Annotated in this window: 16 protein-coding genes; 4 read left to right on the plus strand and 12 right to left on the minus strand. The window is 39.6% G+C overall.

What is annotated here, in order from left to right:
- Positions 1 to 19: 19 nt before the first annotated feature.
- On the minus strand, positions 20 to 1,753 hold the full coding sequence (gene ptsP, locus MK409_RS03025; protein ID WP_268705296.1) for a phosphoenolpyruvate--protein phosphotransferase: 1,734 nt from the start codon (positions 1,751 to 1,753) through the stop codon (positions 20 to 22).
- Between the two features lie 5 nt (positions 1,754 to 1,758).
- On the minus strand, positions 1,759 to 2,022 hold the full coding sequence (locus tag MK409_RS03030; RefSeq protein ID WP_000146948.1) for a phosphocarrier protein HPr: 264 nt from the start codon (positions 2,020 to 2,022) through the stop codon (positions 1,759 to 1,761).
- A gap of 362 nt (positions 2,023 to 2,384) precedes the next feature.
- On the opposite strand from MK409_RS03030, the gene nrdH reads away from it, so the two are divergent.
- The 4 genes from nrdH (at position 2,385) to MK409_RS03050 (ending at position 6,908) form a co-directional block, all read left to right on the plus strand.
- Complete coding sequence (gene nrdH, locus MK409_RS03035; protein ID WP_268705297.1) at positions 2,385 to 2,603, plus strand: glutaredoxin-like protein NrdH; 219 nt, start codon at positions 2,385 to 2,387, stop codon at positions 2,601 to 2,603.
- Between the two features lie 80 nt (positions 2,604 to 2,683).
- A complete protein-coding gene (gene nrdE / locus MK409_RS03040; protein WP_268705298.1) occupies positions 2,684 to 4,843 on the plus strand; it encodes a class 1b ribonucleoside-diphosphate reductase subunit alpha in 2,160 nt (719 codons plus the stop codon).
- Between the two features lie 194 nt (positions 4,844 to 5,037).
- The gene (nrdF, locus tag MK409_RS03045) at positions 5,038 to 6,000 is read left to right on the plus strand and encodes a class 1b ribonucleoside-diphosphate reductase subunit beta (protein WP_000451379.1); all 963 of its coding nucleotides are present in this window, start codon (positions 5,038 to 5,040) and stop codon (positions 5,998 to 6,000) included.
- 140 nt (positions 6,001 to 6,140) lie between these two features.
- Positions 6,141 to 6,908 (plus strand): DeoR/GlpR family DNA-binding transcription regulator, encoded by a 768-nt coding sequence (locus MK409_RS03050; protein WP_268705299.1) that lies wholly within the window; start codon positions 6,141 to 6,143, stop codon positions 6,906 to 6,908.
- 77 nt (positions 6,909 to 6,985) lie between these two features.
- Here the strand turns inward: MK409_RS03050 and lacD are convergent, their stop codons facing one another.
- From lacD to MK409_RS03100, 10 genes are all read right to left on the minus strand, one after another.
- Entirely contained in the window at positions 6,986 to 7,966 is a 981-nt protein-coding gene (lacD, locus tag MK409_RS03055; RefSeq protein ID WP_268705300.1) for a tagatose-bisphosphate aldolase, read from the minus strand.
- Between the two features lies 1 nt (position 7,967).
- On the minus strand, positions 7,968 to 8,897 hold the full coding sequence (locus tag MK409_RS03060) for a tagatose-6-phosphate kinase (RefSeq protein WP_268705301.1): 930 nt from the start codon (positions 8,895 to 8,897) through the stop codon (positions 7,968 to 7,970).
- 10 nt (positions 8,898 to 8,907) lie between these two features.
- Entirely contained in the window at positions 8,908 to 9,423 is a 516-nt protein-coding gene (gene lacB, locus MK409_RS03065; RefSeq protein ID WP_045591451.1) for a galactose-6-phosphate isomerase subunit LacB, read from the minus strand.
- A 30-nt stretch (positions 9,424 to 9,453) separates the two neighbouring features.
- On the minus strand, positions 9,454 to 9,879 hold the full coding sequence (lacA, locus tag MK409_RS03070; protein ID WP_000029277.1) for a galactose-6-phosphate isomerase subunit LacA: 426 nt from the start codon (positions 9,877 to 9,879) through the stop codon (positions 9,454 to 9,456).
- Between the two features lie 287 nt (positions 9,880 to 10,166).
- Entirely contained in the window at positions 10,167 to 11,063 is an 897-nt protein-coding gene (locus MK409_RS03075; protein WP_268705302.1) for an aldose 1-epimerase family protein, read from the minus strand.
- 107 nt (positions 11,064 to 11,170) lie between these two features.
- Positions 11,171 to 12,646 (minus strand): PTS galactitol transporter subunit IIC, encoded by a 1,476-nt coding sequence (locus tag MK409_RS03080; RefSeq protein ID WP_000382522.1) that lies wholly within the window; start codon positions 12,644 to 12,646, stop codon positions 11,171 to 11,173.
- A 55-nt stretch (positions 12,647 to 12,701) separates the two neighbouring features.
- The gene (locus MK409_RS03085; protein ID WP_000590577.1) at positions 12,702 to 13,007 is read right to left on the minus strand and encodes a PTS sugar transporter subunit IIB; all 306 of its coding nucleotides are present in this window, start codon (positions 13,005 to 13,007) and stop codon (positions 12,702 to 12,704) included.
- A 37-nt stretch (positions 13,008 to 13,044) separates the two neighbouring features.
- Positions 13,045 to 13,521, minus strand: coding sequence for a PTS sugar transporter subunit IIA (locus tag MK409_RS03090; protein WP_000521966.1), 477 nt, complete (start codon positions 13,519 to 13,521; stop codon positions 13,045 to 13,047).
- Between the two features lie 192 nt (positions 13,522 to 13,713).
- Positions 13,714 to 14,403, minus strand: a complete 690-nt coding sequence (locus MK409_RS03095) for a sugar phosphate nucleotidyltransferase (protein WP_061588148.1) — start codon at positions 14,401 to 14,403, stop codon at positions 13,714 to 13,716.
- A gap of 11 nt (positions 14,404 to 14,414) precedes the next feature.
- Positions 14,415 to 15,293, minus strand: coding sequence for a DMT family transporter (locus MK409_RS03100; protein ID WP_096407348.1), 879 nt, complete (start codon positions 15,291 to 15,293; stop codon positions 14,415 to 14,417).

Consider the following 15,293-nt stretch of genomic DNA (forward strand, 5'->3'; position numbering starts at 1 on the left):
AGTTGCAAGGACTTTTCGATTAATCAAAATTAACGTATTCTTTTTGAAGTTCAAGAACTTCTTCCATTGTTGAGCATTCTGTAAGGGCACGGTTTGCGTACTCTTCCATCTTAGCTGTATCCAATTTCTTCATCAAGCTACGTGTACGAAGTACAGATGTTGCTGACATAGAGAACTCATCCAAGCCCATTCCGACAAGAAGTGGAACAGCCTGTTGGTCACCAGCCATCTCACCACACATACCAGCCCATTTACCTTCAGCGTGAGCTGCTTTGATCACATTGTTAATCAAGCGTAGGATTGATGGGTTGTATGGTTGGTAAAGGTATGAAACTTGTTCGTTCATACGGTCTGCTGCCATTGTGTATTGGATCAAGTCGTTTGTACCAATTGAGAAGAAGTCAACTTCTTTAGCAAATTGGTCTGCAAGCATAGCCGCTGCAGGAATCTCGATCATGATACCAACTTGGATATCATCCGCAACTGTAACACCTTCAGCAAGAAGGTTTGCTTTTTCTTCGTCAAAGACTGCTTTCGCTGCACGGAATTCTTTCAAGAGCGCAACCATTGGGAACATAATACGCAATTGACCGTGAACAGACGCACGAAGAAGAGCACGGATTTGTGTGCGGAACATAGCATCTCCAGTCTCAGAGATAGAGATACGAAGAGCACGGAATCCAAGGAATGGATTCATTTCGTGAGGCATATCGAAGTAAGGAAGTTCCTTATCTCCACCGATATCCATTGTACGAACGACAACTGGTTTACCGTTCATTCCTTCAAGTACAGCCTTGTAAGCTTCGTACTGCTCGTCTTCTGTTGGGAAGTCTTGAGAATCCATGTACAAGAACTCTGTACGGTAAAGACCAACAGCTTCAGCACCGTTGTCATTGACACCTTCAACGTCTTTTGGAGTACCGATGTTGGCAGCCAATTCGAAATGTTTGCCATCAGCAGTCATTGTTTTAGCATCTTTCAAGAGTGCCCATTCAGCTTTCTGTTGAGCATAAGCTTCACCAGCTGCTTTAAATTCTGTAGCTTGTTCATCAGTTGGGTTGATGATAACTTCACCTGTAATACCGTTAACGGCAAGGATGTCACCGTCTTTTACGATTTCAGTGATGTTATTTGTACCCAATACAGCAGCAATTTCAAGTGTACGTGCCATGATAGCTGAGTGGCTTGTACGTCCACCAATGTTGGTTACAAAAGCTTTTACAAAGTTTTTGTCCAATTGAGCTGTATCAGAAGGAGTCAAGTCATGTGCAATGACAATCACTTCTTCATTGATAGAAGCTGGGTTTGGCAATTTTTTACCAAGAAGATTTGCCAATACACGTTTTGTCACGTCGCGAATATCCGCCGCACGTTCTTGCATGTATGGGTTGTCTTCCATACCTTCAAAGATAGTGATAAACATGTCTGTAACTTCTTTCAGACCTGCTTCTGCATTCACTTTCTTGGCACGGATTGTTTCTTTGATTTGGCTGATCATTTCTGGGTCAGCAAGAACCATTAAGTGAGCGTCAAATACTTGAGCAGCTTCTTCACCGAGCGTACCTACTGCTTTCTCACGAATAACAGAAAGCTCGTCTTGTGATGCTTTTAGAGCGGCATCAAGGCGAGCTTCTTCTGCGTTTGTATCTTCGACTGTAACAGTCTCAAATGACAAATCCGGTTGAACGAGTAGATATGCTTTTGCAACTGCAACACCGTCTGATGCTGCGATTCCTTTAAGCATTTCTGTCATTTTCCTTATGCCAATCCTTCTTTTTCCATAGTTTCAGTGATAGCAGCGATTGCGTCGTCAGCATCTGCACCTTCAGCTGAAATTGTAACGTCAGCACCTTGGCCAACACCAAGACTCATAACACCCATGATAGATTTAAGGTTTACTGATTTACCTTTGTACTCAAGAGTGATATCTGAAGCAAATTTGCTAGCTGTTTGAACCAACAATGTTGCTGGACGTGCGTGAATACCTGTTTCTGCCACTACGTGGAAATCTTTAGAAGCCATAGTTTGACTCTCCTTTAGTTATTTCTTTTTTGGATTATATGTGATAACCCTTACAAGACTGTATTATATCACCTTCTAGATAATTTTTCAAGTGTTTTATGGACTTTCTTCTATTTCCTTTCTGATAACTTGCTGAAAATCTTCTATTTATCTTACCAATATACAGTATATAGTTTTTTTGTTTTGATAAACTTTGATAGTTCAATGAAAACCCAATTTTACACTCTGACAAAACACTATATATTGTGCTTTGTTTTTGAAACTGTAACTTTTTAGCACAAGATTTAGTTTAAAAAGTTTGACAAAGTTTTTTTTTCTGATATACTAAGAAAGTAATCAATTTTGAAAGAGGAGTTACGAAAATGGTAACCGTTTATTCTAAAAACAACTGTGTCCAATGTAAGATGACCAAGCGTTTCTTGGACAGCAACAATGTGGCTTATCGTGAGATTAATCTTGATGAACAACCTGAGTACATCGATCAAGTTAAAGAGCTCGGTTTCACCGCAGCTCCTATTATCCAAACACCAACTGAAGTTTTTTCAGGTTTCCAACCAGGAAAACTAAAACAGTTAGCATAATCTTAGTACATCATCCAGAAGAAACTGCTTCTAGGGCTAACTTAGAAGCCTTTCTTTTGTAATTAGATAAAGGAAATTTTATGGGATTAAAACATCTTGAGGACGTGACTTACTTCCGTCTCAATAACGAAATCAACCGTCCTGTTAATGGACAAATCATGCTTCATAAAGATAAAGAAGCCTTGGATGCCTTCTTTAAAGAAAATGTTGTTCCAAACACTATGGTTTTTGATTCAATCACTGATAAAATCAACTACCTCATTGAACACAACTACATTGAAACAGCATTTATCAAAAAATACCGCCCAGAATTCTTGGAAGAATTGTCTCAATTTATTAAAGATCAAAACTTCCAATTCAAGTCTTTCATGGCTGCCTATAAGTTTTACAATCAATATGCCTTGAAGACTAACGATGGGGAATACTATCTTGAAAGCATGGAAGACCGTGTCTTCTTTAACGCACTTTATTTTGCTGATGGTGATGAAGCTGTTGCGATTGATATTGCCAATGAAATCATCCACCAACGCTACCAACCTGCTACTCCTTCCTTCTTGAACGCTGGTCGTGCTCGTCGTGGGGAGTTGGTATCTTGCTTCTTGATCCAAGTAACGGATGATATGAACTCTATCGGACGTTCTATCAACTCTGCCCTTCAACTTTCTCGTATCGGGGGTGGTGTGGGAATTACCCTCAGTAACCTTCGTGAAGCGGGTGCACCTATCAAAGGTTATGAAGGAGCCGCTTCTGGTGTCGTTCCAGTTATGAAACTCTTCGAAGACAGTTTCTCTTACTCTAACCAATTGGGGCAACGTCAAGGGGCTGGTGTAGTGTATCTCAATGTCTTTCACCCAGATATCATCGCCTTCCTTTCAACCAAGAAAGAAAATGCCGATGAAAAAGTTCGTGTAAAGACCCTTTCACTTGGTGTTGTGGTACCAGATAAATTCTACGAATTGGCTCGTAAAAATGAAGAAATGTATCTCTTTAGTCCATATTCTGTAGAACTTGAGTATGGTGTGCCATTCAACTATATCGATATCACTGAAAAATACGATGAATTAGTAGCAAATCCAAATATCCGCAAGACAAAAATCAAGGCGCGTGATTTGGAAACTGAAATTTCTAAATTGCAACAAGAGTCTGGCTATCCATATGTAGTCAACATCGATACGGCTAACCGTGCGAATCCTGTCGATGGAAAGATTATCATGAGCAACTTGTGTTCTGAGATCCTTCAAGTTCAAGAACCAAGCTTGATCAACGATGCTCAAGAATTCCTTCAAATGGGAACAGACGTCTCATGTAACCTTGGTTCAACCAACGTGGTCAACATGATGACCTCACCTGACTTTGGTCGTTCTATCCGTGCTATGGTTCGTGCTTTGACTTTCGTTACAGATAGTTCACACATCGTAGCTGTCCCTACTATCGACCACGGAAACAGTTTGGCTCACACCTTTGGTCTTGGTGCCATGGGACTTCACAGTTACCTAGCGCAACAACTCATCGAATACGGATCTCCTGAGTCAGTTGAATTTACAAGCATCTACTTTATGCTTATGAACTACTGGACCTTGGTGGAATCAAATAATATCGCCCGCGAACGTGGTATCACCTTCCACAACTTTGAAAAATCAGATTATGCTAACGGAAGCTACTTCGACAAGTATGTAACTGGTGAATTTGTTCCAAAATCAGACCGTGTCAAAGAGCTCTTCAAAGACGTCTTTATTCCAAATGCTGCTGATTGGGCTGAACTTCGAGAAAAGGTTCAAGCAGATGGACTTTATCACCAAAACCGCCTTGCTGTAGCGCCAAATGGTTCTATCAGCTACATCAACGATGTTTCTGCTTCTATCCACCCGATTACGCAACGTATTGAAGAACGCCAAGAGAAGAAAATCGGTAAAATCTATTATCCTGCTGCAGGTTTGTCAACAGATACTATCCCTTACTACACTTCTGCTTACGATATGGATATGCGTAAGGTGATTGATGTTTACGCTGCTGCAACAGAGCACGTGGACCAAGGACTTTCACTCACCCTCTTCATGCGTAGTGATATTCCAAAAGGTCTTTACGAATGGAAGAAGGAAAACAAACAAACGACACGTGACCTATCTATCCTTCGTAACTATGCCTTTAACAAGGGTATCAAGTCTATCTACTACGTCCGTACCTTTACAGACGACGGTGGAGAAGTCGGTGCTAACCAATGTGAAAGCTGTGTGATTTAATTTTTATCTGGGGCAACCACATTTTCTCAGACTACTGATTAAGTTCCCCATCATACAAAACTTGATAAGTATCTTAAATACTATGAAAAACTAAAAAGTCGGTCTTCCGACTTTTTGTGCGATACTCTTCTCAGACTATGATAAAATAGAGATGATTCGACAATCGCATTATTACATACAGAAAGAGATTTCAAATGGAAACTTACTACAAAGCCATTAACTGGAATGCCATCGAAGATGTCATCGACAAATCAACTTGGGAAAAGCTAACTGAGCAATTCTGGCTCGACACTCGTATCCCCTTGTCAAATGACCTTGACGACTGGAGAAAACTATCAAACAAGGAAAAAGACTTGGTAGGAAAAGTCTTTGGTGGTTTGACCCTTCTTGATACCATGCAATCTGAAACAGGTGTTCAGGCGCTTCGCTCAGACATCCGAACACCGCATGAGGAAGCTGTTTTCAACAACATCCAGTTTATGGAATCTGTACACGCAAAATCTTACTCTTCTATCTTCTCTACCTTGAATACCAAGGCTGAAATTGAAGAAATCTTTGAATGGACCAACACCAACCCTTACCTACAAAGAAAAGCAGAAATTATCAACGAAATCTACCTCAATGGTACGCCTCTTGAAAAGAAGGTTGCCAGCGTCTTCCTTGAAACCTTCCTCTTCTATTCAGGTTTCTTCACTCCGCTCTACTACCTTGGTAATAACAAACTTGCCAATGTTGCGGAAATCATCAAACTGATCATTCGTGATGAGTCTGTTCACGGAACCTACATCGGTTACAAATTCCAACTTGGTTTCAATGAATTACCTGAAGAAGAGCAAGAAAAACTTAAAGAATGGATGTACGACCTGCTCTACACCCTCTACGAGAACGAAGAGGGTTATACAGAAAGCCTCTATGACGGTGTTGGCTGGACTGAGGAAGTTAAAACCTTCCTTCGTTACAATGCCAATAAAGCTCTTATGAACCTAGGACAAGATCCGCTCTTCCCAGATTCAGCTGATGATGTCAACCCAATCGTTATGAACGGAATTTCAACAGGAACTTCTAACCACGACTTCTTCTCTCAAGTCGGAAATGGTTATCTCCTTGGTGAAGTTGAAGCTATGCAAGATGAAGATTACAACTACGGTTTAGACTAATTTGGCCAATCATTCAAAATATCATGGTTTGTTTAAAACAACCATGATATTTTTGTTTTTTGTTTTATTTTGTTTTTTTCTATTTGATATATTGAGCGTTTTATGGTAAGATAATGATAGTAGAAATCGAGGTGATAAGGATGCTAAAGCAAGAAAAGCTAGATAGTATTTTAGAAACAGTGAATACTAAAGGAACCATTACTGTAAAAGAAATCATGACGCGTCTGGATGTATCAGATATGACAGCTCGTCGCTACTTACAAGAATTGGCAGATAAAGATTTACTGGTCCGTGTGCATGGTGGTGCTGAAAAACTTCGTACAGGTTCTCTCTTAAACAACGAACGGTCAAACGTTGAAAAACAAGGCTTACAGATTGCTGAAAAACAAGAAATTAGTCGTTTTGCAGGTCGTTTGATTGACGAAGGAGAAACTATTTTTATCGGTCCAGGAACGACCTTAGAGTGTTTTGCTCGTGAGCTCCCTATCGATAATATTCGTGTTGTAACAAACAGTCTTCCAGTTTTTCTCATCCTAAACGAACGAAAGCTAACAGATTTGATCTTGATTGGCGGAAATTATCGCTCGATCACTGGTGCTTTTGTAGGGACACTTACCTTGCAGAATTTGACAAACCTTCAGTTTTCTAAGGCTTTTGTAAGTTGTAATGGTATCAAGGATAAGGCTATTGCCACCTTCAGTGAGGAAGAGGGCGAAGCACAACGCATCGCCTTGAATAATGCTAATAAAAAATATCTACTGGCAGACCACAGTAAGTTTAATAAGTTTGATTTTTACACCTTCTACAATATCTCAGAGATTGATACCATCGTTTCAGATTCCAAACTGAACAAAGAAACTTTCGACCAACTTTCGAGACAAACAAAAATCATTCTTTCTAAACCATAAAACTATCCCCACCGATTGGTGGGGATTTTTGTAAGTATTAAAATTTCAGTCTTTAATTTCAGTCTTTAATGGTTTTATTACACGCGTTCTTTCCATGAAGTCGCTGTTGTTTGAAGAACCTTGTTGAGTTCGTCAATGTTCTCAAATCCTGTTGTACGCAACCATTCACGAGCTGCTGCCTCACCGTCTTTGATGTAAGCTTCAACTGATCCAGCCCAGGTTGCACGGCCGCAAAGAACTCCATTGAAGTTTGCGCCTGATTCGTGGGCAAAGACAAGGGTTTCTTGGAAGAGTTTAGCTGATACACCCGCACTCAAGTAGATGTATGGCAGGTTAGTTGCCTCGTCTTGTGCTCTGAAGAAGGCTGCTGCTTCTTCTCGAGTATGGACGATTTCACCATCACCAAATCCTTCAACGTATTTGACGTTGACTGGAACTTCTACTTTCAAGACATCGATGTTAAAGCGTGGGTCTGAGAAGACCTTCATAGCACCGATAACCTTGTGTGGTTTCACTTTTGCGTATTCTGCAGAACCTGCATCCGCAATCTTTTCATCGTAAGCCAAGATTTCAAGGAAGAATGGAATGTCTTCCGCCACACACTCAGAACCGATACGTTCGATGTAGGCCTGTTTTTCTTGGTTGAGTTCGTCAGAGCTGTCTACGTCATAGTAAAGCAAGAACTTGACAGCGTCAGCGCCTTGTTCCTTGATGCGTTTTGCAGACCAAACATCCAAACAGTCAGGCAAGCGTTTGGTGCTTGTTGTGTCGTAACCAGTTTTTTCATACGCAAGGAGAAGACCAGCATTGGCATCAAGCGCTTTTGTAGCTGGAAGACCATACTCAGGGTCAAGGAGCATAGATGATGCGTATTTTGTCAATTCATCTGCAACCAAGACTTTGAGTTCTTCCATTTGAACGACTGTTGGCTCTTCTGTTTGGTATTGAGCCATGAGGCGTTTCAAAGCGCCACGTTGGTCAAAGGCAAGAGCTGAGATAATGCCGTTCTCGTCAGAGAGTTTTTGCAAGCATGCACGTTTATTTTCTGTTAAAACCATTTTATACCTCTTTTACTATTAATTGATCATATAAAGCTTGATAGTTGGCCATATTGACATGACCTGTCATCTTTTCTTGGGCATTGAGCATACCAAGGACATTGGCCTTGATAAGAAGTTCTTGATCAGTTTCCTTATGAAGAAGGCCTGATGAAATACCTGCAACAGTAGAATCACCAGATCCGACAGGATTGACTACCTGAATTCTCGGAATATCTACCTTGTAGAAAGTGTCACCATGTTTTGCAAAAGCACCATTTGCACCAAGTGAAACGATAATCCACTCGATCCCTGCAAATAGAGGCTCTTGAAGAACTTCTTTTAATTCATCCAAATCCTCAGAAACTTCTCTTCCTAGAAGCTGAGACAATTCTTCGTTATTTGGTTTGATTACTGTTGGTTTGTGTGGTGATTCAAGAACCGCCTGAAGAGCTGCACCTGAGCAGTCTAGAACAACTGCTTTCTCTGCTTTATTAGCAAGATTCACTAAGTTTGCATAATAGTCAACTGGAAGACCAGCTGGAAGACTACCTGAAATGGCTACTACTTCTACAGTGTCAAGAAGATTCTCGAAATGAGCCAAGAAATCTTGCCCTTCTTGTTCCAGAACTTCAGGTCCTTTTTCAAGGATTTCCGTTTGGTTATCTCCGTGCAGAATTGCGATACAGTTACGAGTTTCTCCTTGAATGGAGAAGAAACGTTTACTTACTTTAACGTCAATGTTTTCTACTAGATAGTCACCAAGTTTACCACCGACCAAACCAGTAGCAGCAACAGAATCACCAAATTCTGAAAGAACTCGCGTAACATTGAGACCTTTCCCGCCAGCTGTTTTTGTTACATCCACCACACGATTGACAGTATCAATCTTCAACTCATCCAAAGGATAGGAAATATCAATGGACGGATTCATTGTGACTGTTAAAATCATAGGTCACCTCTTAGTCGTGGTATTCACCGCGATCCCATTTTTCAAGGAATTCTGTAAAGAAGTTTGCATCTGCTTGATGAGCATTGTGAGTTTCAACATGCTCAATTTTAGCGATCAATTTTTTGTTTTCTTCAGATGGCTTGTATTCAGCATTAATGAAAGCTTCAATGATATCACACATGAGCAATTCACCAGTAATCTTACCACCGAAACCAATAACGTTGGCGTTCAATTGTTCTTTTGCATAAAGTGCTGTTGTCATATCACGAACCAAGGCAGAGCGTACACCTGGAACTTTGTTAACAGCGTTATTGATACCAACACCTGTACCACAGATACATACCCCAAGATCAGCTTGTCCGCTAACAACTGCTTCCCCTACCTTTTTACCAAAAATTGGGTAGTGTGTTCGCGCATGATCGTAAGTACCAAAGTCAATGACTTCATGTCCTTTTGATTTCAAGAATTCAGAAACCGCCATTTTTTCATTTGTTACGATGTGGTCACATCCGATTGCAATTCTCATTTTTAACTTACCTTTCTTACTGTAATCTAATTAACACATTTTGTTCAACATGTCGACACGAATTTGGTGACGTCCACCGTCGTATTTACCATTAACAAAACCTTTAGCGATGTTTTTCGCCAATTCATCACCAACAAGTTGTGCACCCATAGTGATCATACGTGAGTTGTTGTGTCCACGAGTCATATAGGCTGAACGTTCATCTGAAACTTCTGCAGCAACCATTCCTTTGATTTTAGTTGCGACCATGAAAGGACCAGCACCATAAGCGTCAATCACGATACCAAGATTTTGTTCTTCTTTGTTTACTTCTGCAGCAACAGCAAGAGTCACATCAACAAAGTCTTGACCTTCAGCTGTAACATCCACAACGTGGAAGTTTTCTTTTTCCAAGAAGTCTTTCACAACTTCTTTCAATCTCAAACCTGCAGCATCTGCACCGATAACAATAGACATATTGTATACTCCTTTTTATTTTTCTAGGCTAGTAAAGACTTTTATAGCTAGCAGTTTACCTACAAAAGACTTTCTAACAGTTTAGTGACAAATTTGATTGAATGAGATGAATATCACCTTATCCAAGTCCAGGAAATCAAGTTCCTAGAAACAAACTTTCTCCTCGAAAGAGAATATAACAAGTGATTATTTGTTTGTTACAAACATCATTTGTTGCTTACAAACATAATATACTCCTATTTTTATAAAAAGTCAACAGTAAATGTTTGTTTTTGTGGTTTTTTTATCTAGAATATTTCAATATCAAAGCCAATTTGGTCTACTTGACCGGGTTCCAAGAGACGAACGTTCTTCTTATCTTCTAAATGATCTCCTTCTTCAAGAGATGTTGATAATCCAGACCAAGGTTCAAAGGCAATGAATGGTCCCTTATTCAAAGTTGACCAAATGATGAGATTTGAGAACTCTTGGAAGTGTACTTTTAATCCCTTCTCATGCTTACGAGAACGAAGGGCAATTGTTCTAGATTGAAACTCATCGAGTGTCACTGCATCAACACTGAACAAATCGTAGCTGAGATTCACTTCCTTTTGAGAATTCAACCATGGACTTCTATCTTGAAAGTCTAAGAGTCCAGTTTCTGGGAAAGGACGGGGAACAGAGCAAGTCTCTTCTTTCTCAAACTCTAAATAGTAATCTTCATAAGTTTCGCCTTCTAGCAGAGGACAGTTAAATCCTGGATGACCACCAATAAAGAATGGCATGACTTTATTCGTTTCTTTATTAAGGACTTTGTATTGAGTACGAACAGTCTTGCCAATAACCTCATAAGTAATTTCAAGGCGGAAATGATAAGGATAGTTTTGATATGTATTCTCATCATCTTCGATAGTAAAAGATACGCTATTTTCTGTTTGATCAACTAATTTGAATTCATTTTTACGGACCAAACCATGACGAGGAATGCTTCCTTTAGTTTCCGTTCCATCTACGTGACTATAGATTGCTGTATCCTCTCTCAAAGAACCACAGATTGGAAAAAGTACTGGAGCCTGTCCACTCCAGTAAGTGGCATCTCCTTGCCATAAGTACTCAATGCCATCTCGGTCCTTAATTGACGATAAGGCGCCACCTAAGGTTTTAAACTGCACCGTTAACTGGTCTGATTTGATTTCAATTACCATTATATTCTCCAACTATTTTTAGATCTTTATATAAAAAACTAGGTTGCCACTCCCAATGTCGGAAATTAACAACCTAGTTTTCACAATTTACATTTTATAGGAGCGAATTATTTAGCATTTGCTGCGTATTCTTCGTTACGTTTGATCATTTGTTTTCTATACCAAGCAAAGATACCTACATAGAATACAAGGAAGGCTGCTGCACCAAGGATTGCTTTGATATCACCTGTTGTAGCATTACCAATTGCCCAACCAAATAGTTTTTCGATTGGTCCTTCAAGAGTTGAGTGAGTGATCAATTGAGTTTGGCTCACACCTTCTGGGAAGGCACCTACGCCTTTAGCAAGTTCAGTTGCAAATGGAGCGATAAGAGTACCTGAAAGAAGGAAGAGTGGCAACAAGAGTGTACCAAAGATGATCATACGAAGCAATTTACCACGAGTAACAACCAAGAGAGCTGGAGTCACACCCATGGCGATGATACCTGCAAGTGGCAAGATACCATTTCCGACGTTTGAAAGAAGCACTGCTTCAATCAACATGATTGGTGCAAGTACGTTGGCACAAGCCCAGATTTCAGCACGACCAGCGATGAAAGGCCAGTCAAGACCGATGTTGAATTTACGTCCTTGAAGACGTTTAGTAGCAACGTTTGTGATACCTTGTGAAAGTGGTTCTACGGCTGCGATGAACCAAGATCCGATGAGTGAGAAGAGCTCCAAGCAGACACCGGCAGTCAAACCAAGGCTCAACCAACCTTTAATAACAAGTTCCCATGAAGATGCATCTTCTACTCCAGCAACTGGATGTGGAGTTCCCATCAAACCAATAACGATACCAAGAATGAAACCGATGAAGAATTTAGATCCCCAGAAACCGATTTTTTTGTTCAATTTCGCAGCGTCGAAGTCATATTTATCAAGACCTGGTAATACTTTATCAAAGATCTTATCCAAAACCATGATAACTGGGTTCATCATGTAGTTCATGTGAGTTGAAGTCATCGGTGATGAACTTGGTGCGTTAAGAAGGTCGTCGAATGTTGGTTTCATCAAGTCAGAGTTGATGATCTTCAAAATACCTACAAGTACAACTGCTGCTGTCGCGATGAAGAGTGAAACTCCTTGGCTTACACCGTTGTTGTCAGCGTACCATTTGATCAAAAGACCAGTGATTGACAAGTGCCAGATATCGAAGATATCAACGTCAAGTGTGTCTGTTTTCTTCATTGCAAGCATCACAACGTTGACAATCAACATGACAAGCAAGAAGTAAAGTGTCCATGCAGACCCCCAAGTAATGGTTGCAAGTGGTGCCCAACCAACGTCGGTGATGTTCAATTGAATACCAGTATTTTCAACGAATTTCGCAAGTGAAGCTGAGAAAGCTCCGTTGAGCATACCGATGATGGCACCGATACCTGTAAGGGCAATAGCAAGCTTGATACCACCTTCAAGCGCTTTGGAGAATTTCACTCCAAAAAGTAGGGCCAACACTGTCAAAATGATCAGCATTATGATAGGGCCACCCATAGCCAAGATAGGTTTAAAGATATCGTTGGCCAGATTGATAATGACATCCATAATAGTTCCTCCCGTTTTTCTAAGTTATATGAATGTTAACAAGATAAAGAATAAATTAGCTTAATCCGTGTTCTTTAATAGCTGCTTCAATATTGTCAAATACTGGAGCGCTCATTGCAGGAATACGGAACAAGATTGGTCCAGCTTCGATTACTGGAATACCTGGTTCAAAACCAAGATCTGTTGCAGCGATTGGAGTAAAGATATCGTAACCTTTCATAAGGTCTTCGTTCACATCTTTAACCATGACTGCATCACAGTGAACGTCATACCCACGGCTTGAAAGTTCTTCTTCTAGAGCACTTTTAATTTGGTGACTTGAGTTAACACCTGCACCGCAGGCAGCAAGAATTTTAATCATTAGGATTTCCTCCGATTTAATAATTTTAATGTACGATTTAAGCAGTTGCTTCAGAAATGTAAGTGTAGAGAGCTTCTGGTTCAGAAATTTTTGCCAGATCTTCTAAGTGACCATTTCCAGTAAAGAAGTCCATCAACTGAGCAAGAATATTGGTTTGACTCGAACTTGAATTGTTAATGATAAAGAAGAGTAGGGATACTGCTACTTCCTTATCAGGAGCAATCATATTGTGAAAAGTTACCGGTTTTTCTAGTCGAACAACCACCACTTTCTCAGCTAGATTATGAACAATATCTGTATGAGGTATCGCTACATTTGGCAAATCCTTGCCCAGAAATTCCATATCTAAGCCAGTTGGAAACGACTTTTCACGCGTGATCAAGGCTTCACGATAAGTTGGAGTTACAATTTCTCGTTCTTCCAACAGGGTTGCTACCTGATCAAAGAGTTGTTCTTGATTATCCGCTTCTAAGCAAAACACGAGGTCTTTGTCAAAGAAATGATCTAATCCCATAACATTTTCCCTTCTTTCAATTAACTTTTATGCTATAAGTATAACACTATATGAAATCGTTGTCAATATTTTTTGTTTTATTTTGTTCATTTTTTTATAAATTGTGTTTTGTTTGATAAATACAATCAATATCAAACACTCCTTCGTTTCAACCACAAAAAAAGAAGGCTGAGCCTTCTTTTTTTGGATTGGTTATTTAATAGAAGATAAAATCTCTTCTAGTTTTTGATAGTCTTTGACACTATCGATTTCATAGATGCTATTACCTTCTAATTCTTCTACATATACATCTAGTTCTTTAATATTATCTTTAACCATATTGTCCCAGTAGAGATCCACAAATTCTCCACTTTCATAAGCTTTGTCAATAAAGCCAACAATCTTCTCAGCAGTTGGTGCATCCCAGAATGATACACCACTCAAAATACGGCCTGCCTTACTATCAACAATGATATCTTGAACCTTATAGTCATCACCATAAACTAGGAACCATTCGTTTGTACAGTCTTCACGATAAACGCTAAAATAGGTAGAACGTTTAAGATCGTTTCGAAACATATTTTTGAAAAGATAGTTATCTGCATCGATGACGTAGCTGTTAGCCAAATCTTCTTTTACTAGATAAAGTGAGTAGAAGTTATTGTAATCAGCATACTTGTCGTTAAAGACTAAACGAACACCATATTTTTCTTTTAAGTAGTCAAATTGTTCTTTGAGATAGCCGACAACAATGATAATCTCATCAATTCCACGCTCTTTCAAAAATTCAATTTGGTATTCTACCAAAGGTTTTTGGTTGACCTTAACCAAGGCTTTAGGGGTATTTTCAGTCATAGGGCGCAGACGAGTTCCCAATCCCGCTGCCAAGATAATTGCTTTCACGCTATTCTCCTTTATTCTTTAATAATAATATAAACACCAGCCATAACAACAAGCGATGTAATAATGGTCACCATATCGAGTGGTGTACCTAAAAGCATTGCTGAGAACAATACTGTCCATACGACATAGCTTACGTTCAAACCAGTTGCTTTTGCAGGTTGTAAACGGTTGATAGCAATATAGTAGGCTAAGTATGAAATCATATTACATGCTGCAAAGACTAACATCAAACCGAGCAATTGCCCATCTGCCACTTCCGCAAATGAATGATGAGAAAAGAGGACAATGACAAGGTATGACAAGAATGAGGTTACTTGGCGGATTAATAGTGCCTCGATTTCACTCAAGTCACTTTCCATGGCGTAGGAACTAAGAACACTTTCACTTCCCCAGGCGATGGCACAAACTAATGCACAGAGAATTCCGATATAAAAAGAATTGACCTGCTCAACTTTGTAAGTTTGGGCAATAATACCAGCGATAATCAATAAAATACCAAACACAGTATTCTTAGATACCTTGTGTTTCAAAATGAAAAATGCTAGTAAAACAGAAACTGCTGGATAGATAGCTGATACTGAAGACGCAAGTGAACTACCGATATACTTAACCGCGTAAAGATTGGCTTGCATACCAATTGGTCCTGCTAGCAAGGCTCCGATAATAACACTGACATTTCGAATATTTAGAAAGATTGACAATCGAACCTTCCCTTCTCTAATTAAGAGAAAAGCTAATAAAATAAAGATACTCAAGAAGTCATGTGCCGCTGCCACCACAAAGGGTGATAGATTGGTAAAAATTGAAAAGATATAAGCACTGATTGTTAGGCCTAATCCCCAGAAGATACCTGAGAGAAGACCGAAAGAAACACCATTTTTATTCTTCAT

Source organism: Streptococcus oralis (assembly GCF_026782375.1).
Lineage (GTDB): Bacteria > Bacillota > Bacilli > Lactobacillales > Streptococcaceae > Streptococcus > Streptococcus oralis_CL.

What these genes read in the sequence shown, in the direction of transcription:
- MK409_RS03100 (WP_096407348.1), bottom strand. Translation starts at nt 15,293, where the DNA reads ATGAAGAATAAAAATGGTGTTTCTTTCGGTCTTCTCTCAGGTATCTTC.
- ptsP (WP_268705296.1), bottom strand. Translation starts at nt 1,753, where the DNA reads ATGACAGAAATGCTTAAAGGAATCGCAGCATCAGACGGTGTTGCAGTT.
- lacA (WP_000029277.1), bottom strand. Translation starts at nt 9,879, where the DNA reads ATGTCTATTGTTATCGGTGCAGATGCTGCAGGTTTGAGATTGAAAGAA.
- nrdE (WP_268705298.1), top strand. Translation starts at nt 2,684, where the DNA reads ATGGGATTAAAACATCTTGAGGACGTGACTTACTTCCGTCTCAATAAC.
- MK409_RS03075 (WP_268705302.1), bottom strand. Translation starts at nt 11,063, where the DNA reads ATGGTAATTGAAATCAAATCAGACCAGTTAACGGTGCAGTTTAAAACC.
- nrdF (WP_000451379.1), top strand. Translation starts at nt 5,038, where the DNA reads ATGGAAACTTACTACAAAGCCATTAACTGGAATGCCATCGAAGATGTC.
- nrdH (WP_268705297.1), top strand. Translation starts at nt 2,385, where the DNA reads ATGGTAACCGTTTATTCTAAAAACAACTGTGTCCAATGTAAGATGACC.
- MK409_RS03050 (WP_268705299.1), top strand. Translation starts at nt 6,141, where the DNA reads ATGCTAAAGCAAGAAAAGCTAGATAGTATTTTAGAAACAGTGAATACT.
- MK409_RS03060 (WP_268705301.1), bottom strand. Translation starts at nt 8,897, where the DNA reads ATGATTTTAACAGTCACAATGAATCCGTCCATTGATATTTCCTATCCT.
- lacB (WP_045591451.1), bottom strand. Translation starts at nt 9,423, where the DNA reads ATGAGAATTGCAATCGGATGTGACCACATCGTAACAAATGAAAAAATG.
- MK409_RS03085 (WP_000590577.1), bottom strand. Translation starts at nt 13,007, where the DNA reads ATGATTAAAATTCTTGCTGCCTGCGGTGCAGGTGTTAACTCAAGTCAC.
- MK409_RS03080 (WP_000382522.1), bottom strand. Translation starts at nt 12,646, where the DNA reads ATGGATGTCATTATCAATCTGGCCAACGATATCTTTAAACCTATCTTG.
- lacD (WP_268705300.1), bottom strand. Translation starts at nt 7,966, where the DNA reads ATGGTTTTAACAGAAAATAAACGTGCATGCTTGCAAAAACTCTCTGAC.
- MK409_RS03030 (WP_000146948.1), bottom strand. Translation starts at nt 2,022, where the DNA reads ATGGCTTCTAAAGATTTCCACGTAGTGGCAGAAACAGGTATTCACGCA.
- MK409_RS03090 (WP_000521966.1), bottom strand. Translation starts at nt 13,521, where the DNA reads ATGGGATTAGATCATTTCTTTGACAAAGACCTCGTGTTTTGCTTAGAA.